The following is a 16551-nucleotide window of genomic DNA, read 5'->3' on the forward strand; positions in this document are numbered from 1 at the left end:
TTATTACAGCTAAGGAGTATTCATATGTCTGATGTACAAAATATAGAAATTGAACGTTACCAAGACAATATCACTGAAGATATACGTAAAGTCGTCGAAAAATATCGTGAAATTATGGCGTGGGATGTGCCTGAAAATGACACAGTGGAAGCTGATAGGCTTATATTTAAAGCAATTCATTCTGCAATAGCAGGCATTGAAAAAAGCCAATAAAAGCCGAAACTGTGAAAAAGATCATTTAATAGAAATAGCTGCTGCTGCATTTTTATATCCGCATGGCGGTTGATTTTATTGCCTATTTGTTAAATCAACTTTGTTAAGTTGATTATTGATTTTGTACTACTTTACTGCTTATAGACTAGTTGTGAGGGCGGGTCATATTAATGTTAATACTGGTACCGAAAAAGGTATTTTCAGATTTTGTGGATAAGATCTGTATTTATAAAAAAATAATAAGTTATAAAGTATAAAATATTTACACCTTAATTGGAGATATAATGTCTGAATCAGTACACGGCCATAAAGTAATGGAAATGATGCTAACCCATGGCTCTGCGTTAACAAAGCAAGATCTTAAGACTATGATGCATTCTGAGTTTGGTGCTGATACTCGTTATCATACTTGTTCTGCAACCGAGATGGATGCTGAAATGCTTATTGAGTTTTTAGAAGGTAAAGGTAAGTTCATCTCGAGTGAAGGCGGCATTACCACTGCTGAAGATAAAATCTGTAATCACTAAATCATTCACAGTGACACAATGTAGCGCAGACCTAGTTTAATTTAATTAGGTCTAATGCAACATTATTTACAAGCTTAAAAAATCATTTGGGACTCAAAACCTAGGTCACATTTACCATTTCTATAGAAGCGTTAATAATCTGCAACATTATGCTCACATCTACACATTATTTGGATCTAGTCATCAGTCCAGTGTAACTAGCCCTATTTGAACTTTATGAGGTTATTTAACTTTAGTCCTAGTTATGACTTTCATTCAATACACTTGATTTTTCGTGAGGGTAAATGACTGTCATTAATGATGAATAAATAATATCCATCATCATTTACAATTCACTATGTGATCAATGTCAAACTTTAGTAAGAAGAAGACTCGTATTGTGTAGAGAAGGGTGTAGGTGTAATTTTACATTTAGATATTGATTTATTACATCGCCCAAAATATTTCTGTTTAACTGCATGCTTTTGTAGACATTTATCGATTAAGTAGCCATTTACTCTTCGTCTTTTATTAATCGTTATTTACATCGTTGTGCAAAAGCCAGACATGGTTTGTTACTTAAAAACGCATGCCATTGGCTATATTGTTAACATTAAGGCTAACTCATGAATAAATTCCTTTCATCCTCAAGATTGAATATTGCGACCAATAGCCTAGATTGGGTTATGGGTCAAACCATAAGGCATTCCTTAAATTTGAATGATGCTGTCGCAATTGATGAATTACAGCAGCTTAGTGTGCCAGACAAACCCATTGAAACGCTGTATATCCATATTCCTTTCTGTCATACATTGTGCCGCTATTGCTCATTTCATAAAATCAAATTTAAGGAATCTCTAGCCAGAGAATACTTCAAGGCACTGAGACAAGAAATTAGGCAAGTTATAACCCAAGGCTTTCGTTTTAATCGGGTGTATATCGGTGGTGGAACCACGACTATTTTAGAAGATGAATTAATCGAAACCATTGAGCTCATTAAGTCATTAACAACAGTGCGTGAGGTCACTTGTGAAAGCGATCCCATTTATTTTAAAGAAGGTAATCCGCATTTACTCAAAGGTTTGGTCGACCGTATGTCTATTGGAATACAAAGCTTTGACGATAATATTTTAAAAATGGTTGGTCGCTTTGAAAAATTTGGCAGTGGGTTACAACAAGCTGAGTATGTCAGTCGTGCTATCGAGATAATACCTACGGTCAACATTGACATGATGTATGGCTTTAAAGTTCAAACACCTGAGGCAGTAGCGATTGATTTAGCACAAGCCATTCGGTTACATCCGGATCAAATCACCACGTATCCATTAACGCTCGGTATTGGAAAAAATCGAAAAAAAGCTGGTTGTCTTGCTGGCGAACCCGAAGCGTTATGGCCTCAATTTCTGGCGGTAAAAGCAGCATTGGCTGAGCATTATGTGATGGAGTTTCCGTGGACCTTTAGTCGTAATTTTGGTCAGCCTGTTGAAAATAAATACGTACTTGATGGCGAAGACTGCTTCGGCGTTGGATCTGGCGCTTTTGGTCGATTTGGTGAACAATTTAGGATCTCAAGTTTTGATATTCCAGATTATATTGATCGCATTAACACCGGACTATCTGGTACCTGTTATACCAAGCCATTACAACATAAAGCACTATCACAACATTATTTTATGATGATGATGGGCTATGGCTTACTGGATAATCAACAGTGTAAAGCCCATACTGGTAAGTCTTTATGGCAGGCATTTCCATTAGAAATGAGCTTTTTAATTTCAGCAGGGGCGCTCAGAAAACAAGGTGATAATTACATTACCACCGATGAAGGGCAGTTTATTGCGCTTAAAATGTTCTCAGGATTTTTATCTGGAATGGACTATTTACGCGAACAAGCCAGAGAGTTACCAATCAATACAATAGACACCTTGGTGAGAGCATAGAATGCGCGCGATCAATTAAATATTATCAAAAAGCCACAGATGATTTCTGTGGCTTTTTATTAACTGTTTCGTTTGTGTTAATTGCAACATCGGCTAATGATGCAAATAGCACTATAAGTCATTCTCTAAATTGTAGCTTGAAATAATCTTTATCGACGTAAGGTTTTGAGTGTCGACGTTATCCCTTATTCATCACTTCAAGAATGACAGATTGCAATGGGGCCAATTTAATATCAACACTGGCACTGCTATCTTGATTAAGTATGAGCTCTTGACTGAGTTGAACGTTTTTTAACAAATCTGTCAGTTTTGCATTTCCCATAAGATGCCAAGTTTGTTTTAATGTCTTTGGTAACTTAAGGGTAAATTGTTTGCTTTGGCTTTGACTGAAATTACTGACAATGATCAACTGTTGGTCTGTGTTAAAACGACTGAAAGCGAATACATTGTCGTCATACCCAACAACCTGTTTTTGGCGTTGAAAGCTATCTAATTCCATATAGTTACCGCTGAGAGCTGATGCTGTGTGGCTTAGATTTAATAACGTTTGATAATATGAACGTAGGGCTTTCTCATCAGCGGTTGATTGACCGCCATCGAACTTACCGTTATTCATCCAACGTTGATGTGCAGGTACGCCAACATAATCAAAAATACTTGTTCGAGTAGGTTGACCAAAGCCTGCATTTTCGGCGCCTGGCTCGCCAACATCTTGGCCGAAATATAACAAGGTAGGCGAACGGCTTAAGGTGGTTGATATCACCATAGCTGGCAGGGCATTGCGTGAATTACCTGCAAAGTCTGCAGTGTTAATACGTTGTTCGTCGTGGTTTTCTAAAAAGTGCAGCATATGCTGGTCTATATCACTGACTTTGGCTTGTTCCGTCGCAATGGTTGCCGTGCTGGCTTTACCCTGCATAATGGCTTTTAAGGTGTCGTACAAATCAACTTTGTCATACAAATAATCCATTTTACCTAAGTGAATATAATTGCGATATAAATCGGGGTTATACACTTCAGCTAAAATAAACGCATCTGGGTTAGTGTGTTTAATGTGGCTGTTAAGATAGCTCCAAAATTCTACCGGTACCATTTCAGCCATGTCGTAGCGAAATCCATCGACGCCTTTGGTTAGCCAATACTGGGCAATGTGCTCAAACTTACGCCATGAATCTGGGATATCATCGGCCGCTTGTGCTTGCCAAAAGGCTAAATGCTCGGCTGCGGTTTTATTAGCATAAACATTAGGCAGTGCAGGGAAGTCATGGTTACCATCAGGTTTCACTCCATAATTAATTTTGACTGTTTCGTACCAATCATTGATGTCAGGTTTGGCTAAGCGCGAACCATTGCCGGTCCACTTGGCAGGTGACTCATGAAATTGACCGTCTTTGAGGGGATGTGTTTCACCACCTAGAGGTTGATAACCCTTTGACGCATCTGGGACTTGAAAGTCTTCACCCACCACATAATAGAAATTGTTGTGCCTGCTATAGACCTGAGTCTTATCATCGTTGGCGCCAAAGTCTGACTCGCCTTTAGGTGCTGAAATAGAATGATAATTCCGTGCAACATGGTTAGGTACGATATCGATAATCACTTGCATGCCATTGGCATGAGTGCGGGCGATTAAGGCTTCAAATTCGGCCAAACGATTAGTCGGATTGTCAGCCAGATCTGGATTGACGTTGTAGTAGTCTTTTACCGCATATGGTGAGCCCGCGCGGCCTTTTACCACATCAGGATCATCATTACTAATACCATAAGCCGTGTAATCATTGATTAATGCATGGTGTGGTATGCCGGTATACCAAACATGGGTGGTGCCAAGTGACTTAATATCTTGTAATGCTACATCAGTAAAATCGCTGAATTTGCCTACACCGTTATCTGCAATAGTGCCCCATGGTTTGTTGCTGGTATTGGTGTTGCCATACAGGCGAGTGAACACCTGATAAACCACAGGTTTGGTTATTGTGTTGATGGCTTTGTTGTTTTCATCTGTGTTGATATCTGGCTGTTGATGAGTGGACTCTACTGATGCCGACTTCATCGACTGTGTTGATGTGTTCGCAGGATGGCACCCACTGATTGTTATGCTGATGCTTAAACCAATAGCACAGGTTAGAGAGTTGGGGTTAAGCAATGAAAAAACAGGTAAAAGTAATCGCATGGGTTCTCGTTATTATTCTAATTATTGAGCCTTAAGGCAACGGGGTTAGCTTAAACATTCAGTGCGAGTCAATTCAATATGATTGACTCACACTGCGCTGGCCTTAATGACTAAGTGCCAATATTGTTACGCCTTTTTGTGCCAGTTTTAGCGGTTGATTCAGTGCTTGTGCTTGTTTGTTAATGATGTCGATGCCTTGAGTATTGCCGTTAAAGACTTCGGTAAAACGGCTTAGGTCAAGTTCAACAGCTTGTTCATTTTTGTTGTAAACAATTAATAAGGTTTCATCACCAAAATGACGACTTTGTACGTAAATACCGTCTTTAGGTACAAAATGATGTAAGTCTCCTTGCTGTATCGCTTGCGAGGTTTTACGGTAATTCAACAGTGTTCGCATAAAATTCAACGCTTGTTTTTGATCTGCATTTAAACCTTGATGACTAAAGACATTGACGCTGTCTTGCGGCCATCCACCAGGAAAGTCGGCACGCACAGCACCGTCGTTACGTTCTCCTGTTGGGCTTTGCATTAGTATTTCTGACCCGTAAAATATTTGTGGAATACGGTTACTGGTAAGCACATAGGCCATGGCTATTTTATACAGTTCAATATCGTTGTTCATTAAGCTGTAGATACGATTGGTATCGTGATTGCCTTCAAATAACACTAAATTGCTTGGGTTGGAATAAACTAAATCATTTGCCAGCATTTGATAAAGTTTAATGAAACCTGACTCCCACTGTTCTTTGTCGGTTAAGCTCGATATTAGGGCTTCATATACTGGAAAATCCATCATGCTGGGTACAAATGACTGATAGCCATCGGTATTTTGTTTACCTGTTTGCCAATAACTAACCGTAACAGGATTAGCCGTCCACTCTTCACCCACAATATTAAAATGAGGATATTCATTCATAATGGCTTTTGACCAATTGCTAAGGAAATGTTTATCCGCGTATGAATAGGTATCTTCCCTAATGCCACTTAATCCTGCATATTCAACCCACCAAATGCTATTTTGGATTAGGTAGGTAGCCATGTGGGGATCGCGTTGATTTAAATCTGGCATAGTGACGTCAAACCAGCCATCACTGAAGTCGCTAATATCTGCGCTAACAGCATAAGGGTCTTGTACAGTGGTGCGTCTGTGGCTTGAGTAACTAACATCGGTTGGATCTTTTAGCCAACGAGATTGGTCATTTATCCAAGTGCTGCTTGGCATACTGGTTATCCATTGATGACCAGACCCCATGTGATTAACTACGACATCTTGGATTATGCCAATGCCAAAGGTTTGCGCTTCTTCCACTAAGGCTTGATATTCTTGATTACTGCCAAAGCGTGGATCAATTTTATAAAAATTGGTGGTGGAATAGCCATGATATGAATATTTTTGTTGGTTGTTTTCAAGCAAAGGATTAATCCATAACTGAGTAACGCCTAAGTCATGTAAGTAGGGCAGCGCTTTGCGGATCCCCATAATATCACCACCATGACGGCCACCATCAAAACCACGATTAGCTTGTTCAAGCATATCGGGATGGTTGTCATTATCTGGATTGCCATTAGCAAAACGGTCTGGAGTGATTAAATAAATCACATCTTTATTGCTAAATCCTTGACGATCACGAGAGCCTTTTTTGCGGGCTTGTAGTGCATAATCAAATTGCTCGAGCAATTGATCGTCTTTAAATAAACCCAAGGTAAGCTGTTGTGGTGTGGCTTGGCTTAAATCTAAATTAACAAATAAATGGTCATTGCTGTCTGTTTTATTGATGCTGCTAAGGGTGACACCTTGAGCCTTGATTAATTTCACTTGAGTGTCGCGAATATTATCCCCAGTAATCAACAGTTGTAACTGGGTTTGTTGCATCCCTGTCCACCATGACATGGGCTCTACGCTGAGGGCAGCACTCACCGACATGGCGCAAGTGCTAAGGGCAAAACCGAATAATAAGCTTGATACTAGCTTGCTTACGCGGTGCTGGCAGGTTTGGGGTGAGCAAGGTAATGACATAGTTGATCATCCTATAGTATTTATTGTTATTAGTTTTATTATTGGCTTACTAAATTAACAGCTTGAGCCAATAGCTTACATTAAGTCGTTAAATATATTTAAAATCAGTCTATTACAGCAATTTATTAAAGAGCTGCAATATAGTCTTCATGACTAGACATCTGGTCAACGGTACTGGCAATGACTTTACGGATATTGGCTAAGTAGTCGTTGAGATCAATTTGTCTAACCGCTTGGGTAAGGGGATGGAAATCTGTTGGCGTAATGCCTTGTCCTAACATCACCTGTACCCATGCCGCTTCGGTAAATAATTCATCTTGATGCCTGAAAACCGTTGCAGTCGATTTGAATAAATCGATTCTACGTTGCAAGCTTTCGGGAATGTCCATGTCGCGACATTGCTGCCATAAACCGTGTTCACCGTCGGCAGATTGTTTTGCATTAAGGTGATAGTGCAAAATAATAAAGTCGCGAATTTGTTCAAACTCAGTTTGTGATTGGCGGTTAAACTCATCAATGTGCTGAAGGGTAATACCGTTTTGTGGAAATAATTTGGTCAAACGAATGATAGCCGATTGGACTAAATGTAAGCTGGTGGACTCTAGTGGTTCTAAAAAACCACTCGATAAGCCAATAGCAACACAGTTTTTATGCCATTGCTTGGTGCGTCTACCAGTTTGAAAGTTAATTTTACGTGGTTCGGCTAACGATTTTCCATCTAAGTTTGTCAGCAATAACTGCTTTGCTTGCTCGTCTGTCATAAATTGACTGCTATACACAATGCCATTACCCGTCCGATGTTGCAGCGGGATACGCCATTGCCAACCAGTATCGTGTGCTATTGCTTTAGTGTAGGGAATAATGGGCGATACGCTTTCGCAAGGCACAGCATATGCGCTATCGCACGGTAACCAATGTTGCCAGTTTTCATAATCCACACCCAGAGCTTGGCCAATTAAGATCGCCGAAAATCCTGAACAATCAATAAATAAGTCGCCGCGGATACTTTGGCCATTTTGTAAGGTAACCGTTTCAATATTGCCATCGATGGTAAGTTCGGTGCTGGCAATCGTGCCTTCAACTCGCGTTACGCCGCGCTGATCACTGTATTGATGTAGCAAGTTGGCGTATAAGTTGGCATCAAAGTGATAAGCATGAGTAATACCACTCATTTGAGCTTGTGAAATAGTTTGAATCGGTTGAAATTTATTGTGTTTAGCTGCTTGATAATTAAGTGAGTATTGCCAAAAGTCATTTGGATTGTATTGGCTGCCTTCGACTTGTGAACGATTTATTTCTGGATATTTGGCATGAGGGCTATTGGTTTCTGAACCATTGGTTTTTACATTATTGGCTCGCGAGCTTAACCAATAATGGTGGAATGCAGTAAACCCTAAGTCACGACCAATATTGCCGAAAGCGTGCATATAAGCATCGCCTTGTTGATACCAGTTTTCAAACTCAATACCTAATTTATAGGTTGCTTGGGTTGCTTTTATAAAGTCGCTTTCACTGATCCCCAATACACTATTAAAAATCTGTAATGGCGGAATAGTGGCTTCGCCCACACCAATGGTGCCTATAGCGTCGGATTCGATAAGGGTGATATTGAGTTGGGATTTAAACAGTTTTATGAGCATGGCAGCGGTCATCCAGCCTGAGGTACCGCCGCCTACAATGACAATGTTTTTAATGTTATTTTGATTCATTGCTATCGCCTTTGTCGCACTGATAAACGTTATTGTCGATATTATAAAAAAGCCCCTGTAAAAGGTTACAGAGGCTTTTAGTCGATTTACTTCATTCTACAAGCCCATTAGAACTTGTAGTTTGCGCCTAACATAAAGTTACGACCGTAGTTTTGATAATCACGGACTAAACGTTGATCATCACCTGTGTAAGAGGTAAATGGCTCGTTGGTTAAGTTGTTTACTTGGAACTGTACCGATAAACCGTATAACGCATCGATACCGCTTTCAGTAAAGTCATACCCAATTTGTGCATCAACAACCGTTTCAGCTTTAATGTTAACGTTTTCACGTTGTAGGCTGATTTTAGTGACTTCACCTAAGAAGTCACTACGATAGCGTGAGCTGATACGTGCTTCAAAACCAGAGTTTTCATAGTAAACCGTCGCATTGAAGGTTTTTTCTGAAAGGCCTGGTAGCGTTGTTGGATCACTGTCAGCCGTTTCTTTTACTTCACTGTCGTTGTACGAACCACTTAAGATGGTACCAAAGCCACTTAATTGCTCAACAAAAATACCGAAGTCGATAGATAGCGAGGCTTCAATACCTTGTACATAACCACCATTACCGTTAAGAGGTTGGCTAACATTACCAATTGGGTTGTCACCTGGGTTTTGTGGCAAAATAGTGCTGAAGTCAAAGTTAGTTTGCTGATCATAAACGTAGTTTTCTAAGTCTTTATAGAAAACCGCCAATGAGAAATAACCTTGATCACTGAAGTAGTTTTCGTAGCTGATGTCATATTGACGTGCTAACCAAGGACGTAGCTCAGGATTACCTGCGCCACCAGACCAATTAACACCGTCGTTTGGATTTTCGTTGTAGCTAAAGTTTACGTTAGCGTTCATTTTATCCATACGCGCACGGGTTAAGGTACGTGCTGCGGCAAAGCGTAGCATTTGACCATCGGCAATTTCAAAGCCTAGGTTCATACTCGGTAGCCACTCTAGGTAAGTGTCACCAGCTGTGCGAGGTGTTAATGTGACCACACCATCTTCAACTGTCGCGACGGTACCGTCTGAACTTTGGTCTGTATGAACCGCTTGAATACCGACATTACCCGTTAATGGAAAACCAAATAACTCAGATTCTAAGTTTGCTTTAACAAAAAAGGTAGAGACCTCTTCTGTAACAGACCAAGAGTTGGTTGCACGTGATAAATCGACATCTGCAACGTCTGTTTCGGTATAACCCCCGTCGTTATAAAACGCTAATGAGTCATAACTGAGTACGTCGCCCATGCCGAAAAAGTCGAGTGAGGTTGGTGATAACAAATACTGTTCTGGAACTGATACTAAGTAGTTATCAGTACCGTCATAACCCGCTAACGTTAGGTAATAACCTTTGTCTAACTTGCTTTTATCGCGATTAGTGCGGTTAACACCAAACTCGACGCTGCGCACATCACCTTGGTCAAACACGTATTCTGCACTTAAACGGAATGATGTTAATTCATCATCAATTTCTGGTTTATTAATAAAACCATCTTGAGTATTGGCACCAAGCGGGCTACCCCAACCGAGTGGATCGCCTAACTTAATCAGATTAGGATCAGCATAATTAAGATCATGAGTGAAGTCATAGCCGCCATTACCATTGTAGTTAAAACCAAGATCATCAACGGCACCAACACCTGTTCCACGGCCTGTGCCTGTGTAACTTTCCATACCAATATCAGTACGTTCAGCTTTTGATAAAGCGATATCGGCTTCAATGCTCCAGCTGTCATTGATGGTGAACTTATTGTTCCAACCAATTGACAGTGATTCGGCATCACGCTTGTTGACGTCGTTTCGGATAACAACTTCGGCACCAATAATGGTTCCTTGAGTCACTAAACCATCTTCAGTAGCAGTGGATGTTACGCCACCATTAGTACCCCAAGCGGCAGGGATTTCGATACCACGTAAACGTTGGTCATCAGTAAACTTGGTGTAATACACATCGACTACCGAAGTAAATTTATCGTTAGGTGCATATTCGAAAACGGCTAACACGCCATCACGTTCTAATTCGCTTGAACGCACAAACGGTTTTGCGCCACCTAATACACTGTCACCAGCATCATTTTCTGGGTAACCCCAGGCTTGCCAGCGTTCTTCTTGGTTTGGTGACATCATGCGGGCATAACCTAACGCAATACCGATAGTGTCGTCTGCAAACTGGTCGATGTATGAAATGCTGCCACGATAACCTGTGTCGCTAGAACCACTGTTTAATGAACCTAAATCGTTCATTTCGCCGCGCAATGACATGGCAATAGTTTGCTCACCATGGGTTAGCGGGCTAATGGTTTGCATATCTACCGTGCCGCCGATGGCTTGAGCCATTACAGAAGCATCAGGGGTCTTATACACCACAACACGATTTAATAATTCAGAAGGGTATTGGTCAAACTCAACACCACGGTTGTCGTTAACCGAGGCTTGTTCGCGACCGTTTAACGTCGCTGTAGTAAAATCAGGACCTAAGCCACGGATAGAGATAACGTTGGCGCGTCCATCTAAACGCTGTGCGGATACACCGGGTAGGCGAGCAAGTGATTCTGCAATACTGACATCAGGTAATTTACCAATATCTTCAGCAGAAATGGCTTCAACAATGGATGACGAAGACATCTTTAGTGATTGTGATTCTTGTAAGCTGCGACGAATACCAGTGACTTTTACCACTTCAATATTTTCGTCGGCAGCTTCTGTAGTGTTAATGTCATCAGCGGCATAAGCACTCATGCTTGCACCTGCGGCAACTAACGCCAGCGTAAGTAGGCTCGGTTTAAATAGCAACATTCATCTTTCCCCTTTTGTGGATACTTAACACCTAGATGTTCAGGTCGAGTGTTAGTGTCCTTTTGAATTTTTGGTTACAGTCTTTTTTGTGTTTTTCCTCAGCATGCTTAATTAACTTTATAAGTGACTGCATAAGTGCTGAAGTTATGACCAAATTGTTGCGCAACAGTGACGATACTACTCCCAGTACTGTTTTGCCGACAATATTATGCATACGTATTCAACGTTATTAAGCGCTAATTATTAGCTGAATTTTACAAATTTGAAACAACTTAAAGATGCTCGATATCGCAGTTAGTTTATTGTATTTATGAGATATTATTTGTATTTTTCATGTGCGTTCAGCTAATGATTTCTTTGCATACGTATGCAGGTGTATTGAACCGGATTTCCTTATTCACGTATCCTCGGGGTAATACAAAATAACTGATGGCTGTTACTCAGTCGCAACATCAAGGTAACTCACCGATTAATTTTTGGGTTGGCTTAATTCTAAGGGGAAGTAATGGATCAGGTAACTTGGTGGCGCGGCGGAGTGATATATCAAGTCTACCCCCGTAGCTTATTAGATTCTAATGGTGACGGTGTCGGTGATTTACAGGGCATTATCAATAAACTTGATTATATTGCCAGCCTAAATGTAGATGCGATTTGGATTTCACCTTTTTTTAAATCGCCAATGAAAGATTTCGGTTATGACATTAGTGATTATCTTGAAATTGATCCAATGTTTGGCACCATGGCCGACTTTGATCAACTTATCGACAAAGCTCATCAATTAAATATTAAAGTGGTGATTGACCAAGTGTTAAGCCACACCTCAGATCAACATGCTTGGTTTGAGCAAAGTCGCCAAAGTCGTGATAATGATAAAGCAGATTGGTATGTATGGGCCGACCCGAAAGATGATGGCAGTGCGCCTAATAATTGGTTGGCCATTTTTGGTGGTTGTGCATGGGAATGGGAACCTCGCCGTCAGCAATATTATTTACATAACTTTCTTAAAAGCCAACCTGATATTAATTTCTATTGCCCAGAAGTACGCCAAGCGGTATTAGACAATGTTGAGTTTTGGCTTAAAAAAGGTGTGGATGGTTTCCGTCTTGATGCGATTACTTTCTGTTATCACGACGAAAAATTGCGTGATAACCCAGCAAAACCCAAAGATAAGCGTCAAGGTCGCGGCTTTAGTGAAGATAACCCTTATGCCTACCAATATCATTATTACAACAATACTCGACCGCAAACGGTTGTCTTTATAGAACAACTGCGAGCATTAGTTAATCGTTACCCAGGTGCTGTCACTTTAGGTGAAGTGTCATCAGAAGACTCATTAGCCACCATGGCGGAATATACTCAGGGCGATGACCGTTTGCATATGGCGTACAGTTTTGAACTATTAACTGATGATTTTAATGCGGCTTATATTCGCCAAACGGTTGAAGAACTTGAAGCCAGTATTGGTGATGGTTGGCCATGTTGGGCCATAGGTAATCATGATGTTAAACGGGTTGCTTCCCGTTGGGGGAAAGACAGTACTAACCCAACGATGATAAAAATGCTCAACGCGATGTTATTTTCACTACGTGGCAGTGTGTGCAGTTATCAAGGCGAAGAATTAGGCTTAACCGAAGCATCTATTGAGTTTAATCAGTTACAAGACCCATTTGGTATTGCTTTTTGGCCGATGTTTAAAGGCCGCGATGGTTGTAGAACACCCATGCCTTGGGAAAAAGATGCACCTAATGCGGGTTTTAGTGAAGCAACACCTTGGTTACCGATAGATCCTGCACACAATAATAGTGCTGTTGATGTACAAGAAGCCGATCAAGATTCAATACTGAACAGTTACCGGCATTTTTTACAGTGGCGCAAACAGCAAAATTTGTTGATTGACGGTGATATTAACTTTGTTGATAGTCATCCTGATGTACTTGCGTTTATCCGCAGCAAAGGTCAGCAACAAATGTTAGTCCTGTTTAACTTGTCTAATAATCAACAAACCTTTGAATTAGATGAGCTAACATTATCTTCGATTTTACAAGGTCATGGGTTAACCTGTGGCTTACAAGATAAGCAACATCCGGAAACTATAGTGCTACCAAGTTTTGCCAGCTTTTATGGATTGCTTACAAATTAATATGACTAAGCCGAAATACTAAGGTATTTCGGTTTTTTAAATCATTATAAAAATCCGAAATACCGTAAATAAAAACAGCTAACAATAACTAACAAGAAGAGAGCACATTATGGCTTCAGCAATGCAAAGTACACATCAAACAACGGTTACTGGAGGCAATGGTAATTACCGATTTGCACTAGTGTCGTTGACGTCACTGTTTTTCATGTGGGGATTTATTACCTGTTTAAACGACATTTTGATCCCGCATTTAAAAGGGGTGTTCTCATTAAATTATACCGAAGCTATGTTGATTCAATTTTGCTTCTTTGGGGCGTACTTTTTAGTTTCATTACCTGCGGGTAAGTTGGTTAAAAAATTAGGTTATCAAAAAGGTATCGTGACAGGATTGGTTATTGCCTGCATTGGTTGTCTACTGTTTTATCCTGCAGCAGTCTTTGCTACTTATGGATTGTTTCTCGGGGCCTTATTTGTATTAGCATCTGGGATCACTATTCTTCAAGTGGCAGCTAATCCCTTTGTGAATGCCTTGGGCTCAGTTGAAACAGCATCTAGTCGTTTAAACCTAACTCAAGCATTTAACGCATTAGGCACTACGGTTGCACCTTACTTTGGCGCAGTGTTGATCTTGTCGGTCGCCTCTGGTGCCGTTGATGGACTGAGTCATGCACAAGCCGAAGCTGAAGTGGTTAAGCTTCCATACCTTATTCTGGCCGGGATGCTAGGTTTACTTGCATTGATATTTTCTAAATTGAATTTACCTACAATTGCTGAACACAATGATAATTCTGATAGTGGTGTGGTCACTCATAATGGCAAAACCAGCGCCTTACAAAGCATTCATTTGGTATTGGGCGCGATTGGTATTTTTGTTTATGTTGGCGCAGAAGTGTCTATTGGCAGTTTTTTAGTGAGCTTTTTAGGCGAACAAAATGTGGCAGGCTTACAAGAAGCTGATGCGGCTAAATACATTACCTATTATTGGGGCGGGGCCATGATAGGTCGCTTTGTTGGTTCTGTGATTATGCAAAAAATCCCAGCAGGAACCATGTTAGCGTTTAACGCTTTTGTTGCGGCAGCATTGGTGTTAGTGGCCATGAACAGTACTGGTGCAGTGGCCATGTGGTCAATCTTGGCTGTAGGACTGTTTAATTCTATTATGTTCCCAACCATATTTAGCTTAGCACTGCGAGATTTAGGTCCACACACCTCACAGGGTAGCGGCATATTATGTTTAGCCATTGTTGGCGGCGCAATTGTACCGCTATTACAAGGTGTAATGGCAGATAGTATGGGGCTGCAACTGGCGTTTGTTTTACCCGTTGTGTGTTACGCGTTTATTTTATTTTATGGTGCTAAAGGCTCAAGAATGTAGTCCCGTATTGACAATATATTTTAATTCTAATGATCAGCGGCTTTCGGGCCGCTTTTTTGTGTCATCTTAATACTGTTACGCTAACAACGACGATTTAATAATCAGTACATCACTGACTTTTTGATGTCTCAATACCTTGGTCACATAAAACTGTATATAGACCAATTTTTATCTATTTTAAGCAGTAGCTGTGGGGACTAAAGGCCGATATTGCCTTGCTATCAGCAGCGTTAATCCCTATGATCAGCACGTTTTTAAATTGACCGTAATATTATGAGAGAGCCCATGTTGACTTATCCGCTGTCAGGCAGTTCATCAGAGTTAGTATTAAATGTACTCACTATGGTGTTAACCCGAGGAAAACCATTAGATAGAGCCTATTCAGAGCATTTTTCTGGTTTAACCCTTAATCCATCAGAACAAGCTCGGATCACCCAAGTCACTGGCGATATTTTACGTCGTTTAAATTTATACTGTTTTCTGGTTGATATTAAACCAGAAGAGTTTGATCGTTTAGGATCAAAACTACTCAATGGCTGGCATATTTTTCACGGCTTAGATTTACCCAAAATGCAGTATTCGTTGCAAGTTGAACAAGCCGTATTTGATGCTAACCTTGAAATCGCAAAGGCAGATCCAGTGTTGTGGGATGGCTGTCCACAATGGTTGGATGAACTTGGGCAAGCTCAACTTGGTGATAAGTGGCCTGCTGAACGCGCAGCACTTGCTGAGCAACCTAAGCGTTATCTACGCGTGAATGAGCTTAAATGTGATCGAGAAAAGCTGATTGCTCGTCTACAAAAAGAAGGCGTAACCTCTGTACCGTTAAGCGATGTAGCTTCCGCGGTTGAGGTGACATCCGACTCAGCATTGTTCCGTACAGATGCATTTAAAGATGGCTGGTTCGAACAACAAGATGCTGGTTCGCAATTAGTTGCTAATGCAGTGGATGCTAAACCGGGTATGCGTGTTGTTGATGCTTGTGCTGGCGCGGGTGGTAAAACATTACATATTGCAGCACAAATGCAAGGTAAGGGCCGTTTATTAGCCATGGATATAGAGCAATGGAAACTCGATAACCTTAAAACCCGTGCTAAACGTGCTGGTGCACATAACGTTGAAACACGTATTATTGCCAGTTCAAAAACCATTAAACGCCTTAAGTTTTCTGCTGATCGAGTGTTGTTAGACGTGCCTTGTTCAGGGCTTGGGGTATTAAAACGAAACCCAGATTCAAAATGGCGTGATACCCCAGAGCGTTTGCCAATATTGGTTGAACTGCAAAAGCATATTTTGCAAAGCTACAGTCGCATGGTCAAAGTAGGAGGCATATTAATTTATGCAACTTGCTCCATTATGCCAGAAGAGAATCGTAATCAAATCGATGCATTTCTAGCAGAAAATCCGCAGTTTACCCTTATCGAAGATGAAAATATCTTGGTGTCAGAGCGTGGTTTTGATGGTTTCTATTTGGCCAAAATGGAACGTCTATCTGAATAAACGTTATATAGACTTTGGTTTTTATGCTTTGTAATAAGATGATTTTCTAATTATTGTTAATATTATCTCTGAGCATGTAATGTTTACTCAAATAAAAATGCCGCATTAAATATGCGGCATTTTTGTCAATCTAGATAAGCATTTATTATC

General features: G+C 40.6%; 10 protein-coding genes. 6 read left to right on the top strand and 4 right to left on the bottom strand.

The window, feature by feature from the left end:
- Positions 1–24: 24 nt before the first annotated feature.
- The 3 genes from FH971_RS08785 to FH971_RS08795 all read left to right on the top strand — a co-directional run bounded on the left by FH971_RS08785 (position 25) and on the right by FH971_RS08795 (position 2659).
- Entirely contained in the window at positions 25–213 is a 189-nt protein-coding gene (locus FH971_RS08785) for a hypothetical protein (RefSeq protein WP_140234042.1), read from the top strand.
- Positions 214–497: 284 nt separating this feature from the next.
- On the top strand, positions 498–740 hold the full coding sequence (locus FH971_RS08790; protein ID WP_140234043.1) for a YecH family metal-binding protein: 243 nt from the start codon (positions 498–500) through the stop codon (positions 738–740).
- Positions 741–1345: 605 nt separating this feature from the next.
- Positions 1346–2659 carry a coproporphyrinogen III oxidase family protein gene (locus tag FH971_RS08795; RefSeq protein ID WP_140234044.1) on the top strand — a complete coding sequence of 438 codons (1314 nt, stop codon included), beginning with the start codon at positions 1346–1348 and terminating at the stop codon, positions 2657–2659.
- A gap of 178 nt (positions 2660–2837) precedes the next feature.
- Here the strand turns inward: FH971_RS08795 and FH971_RS08800 are convergent, their stop codons facing one another.
- The 4 genes from FH971_RS08800 to FH971_RS08815 form a co-directional block, all read right to left on the bottom strand.
- Positions 2838–4832 carry an alpha-amylase family glycosyl hydrolase gene (locus FH971_RS08800; protein ID WP_240778462.1) on the bottom strand — a complete coding sequence of 665 codons (1995 nt, stop codon included), beginning with the start codon at positions 4830–4832 and terminating at the stop codon, positions 2838–2840.
- A 103-nt stretch (positions 4833–4935) separates the two neighbouring features.
- Positions 4936–6849, bottom strand: coding sequence for a glycoside hydrolase family 13 protein (locus tag FH971_RS08805; protein ID WP_140234045.1), 1914 nt, complete (start codon positions 6847–6849; stop codon positions 4936–4938).
- Between the two features lie 125 nt (positions 6850–6974).
- A complete protein-coding gene (locus tag FH971_RS08810) occupies positions 6975–8558 on the bottom strand; it encodes a tryptophan halogenase family protein (protein ID WP_140234046.1) in 1584 nt (527 codons plus the stop codon).
- A gap of 107 nt (positions 8559–8665) precedes the next feature.
- A complete protein-coding gene (locus FH971_RS08815; protein ID WP_140234047.1) occupies positions 8666–11386 on the bottom strand; it encodes a TonB-dependent receptor in 2721 nt (906 codons plus the stop codon).
- A 505-nt stretch (positions 11387–11891) separates the two neighbouring features.
- On the opposite strand from FH971_RS08815, the gene FH971_RS08820 reads away from it, so the two are divergent.
- The 3 genes from FH971_RS08820 (at position 11892) to FH971_RS08830 (ending at position 16401) form a co-directional block, all read left to right on the top strand.
- Positions 11892–13526: an alpha-glucosidase family protein gene (locus FH971_RS08820; RefSeq protein WP_140234048.1), complete on the top strand. Its 1635-nt coding sequence runs from the start codon at positions 11892–11894 to the stop codon at positions 13524–13526.
- A gap of 109 nt (positions 13527–13635) precedes the next feature.
- Complete coding sequence (locus FH971_RS08825) at positions 13636–14901, top strand: sugar MFS transporter (RefSeq protein ID WP_140234049.1); 1266 nt, start codon at positions 13636–13638, stop codon at positions 14899–14901.
- A gap of 285 nt (positions 14902–15186) precedes the next feature.
- Positions 15187–16401 carry an RsmB/NOP family class I SAM-dependent RNA methyltransferase gene (locus FH971_RS08830; RefSeq protein ID WP_137220912.1) on the top strand — a complete coding sequence of 405 codons (1215 nt, stop codon included), beginning with the start codon at positions 15187–15189 and terminating at the stop codon, positions 16399–16401.
- Positions 16402–16551 lie beyond the last annotated feature (150 nt).

This window comes from Shewanella polaris (assembly GCF_006385555.1).
GTDB classification, from domain to species: domain Bacteria; phylum Pseudomonadota; class Gammaproteobacteria; order Enterobacterales; family Shewanellaceae; genus Shewanella; species Shewanella polaris.

Bases quoted from the DNA above. Each gene is read 5' to 3' on its own strand.
- FH971_RS08810 (WP_140234046.1), bottom strand. From the start codon at position 8,558: ATGAATCAAAATAACATTAAAAACATTGTCATTGTAGGCGGCGGTACC.
- FH971_RS08825 (WP_140234049.1), top strand. From the start codon at position 13,636: ATGGCTTCAGCAATGCAAAGTACACATCAAACAACGGTTACTGGAGGC.
- FH971_RS08795 (WP_140234044.1), top strand. From the start codon at position 1,346: ATGAATAAATTCCTTTCATCCTCAAGATTGAATATTGCGACCAATAGC.
- FH971_RS08830 (WP_137220912.1), top strand. From the start codon at position 15,187: ATGTTGACTTATCCGCTGTCAGGCAGTTCATCAGAGTTAGTATTAAAT.
- FH971_RS08790 (WP_140234043.1), top strand. From the start codon at position 498: ATGTCTGAATCAGTACACGGCCATAAAGTAATGGAAATGATGCTAACC.
- FH971_RS08815 (WP_140234047.1), bottom strand. From the start codon at position 11,386: ATGTTGCTATTTAAACCGAGCCTACTTACGCTGGCGTTAGTTGCCGCA.
- FH971_RS08785 (WP_140234042.1), top strand. From the start codon at position 25: ATGTCTGATGTACAAAATATAGAAATTGAACGTTACCAAGACAATATC.
- FH971_RS08805 (WP_140234045.1), bottom strand. From the start codon at position 6,849: ATGTCATTACCTTGCTCACCCCAAACCTGCCAGCACCGCGTAAGCAAG.
- FH971_RS08800 (WP_240778462.1), bottom strand. From the start codon at position 4,832: ATGCGATTACTTTTACCTGTTTTTTCATTGCTTAACCCCAACTCTCTA.
- FH971_RS08820 (WP_140234048.1), top strand. From the start codon at position 11,892: ATGGATCAGGTAACTTGGTGGCGCGGCGGAGTGATATATCAAGTCTAC.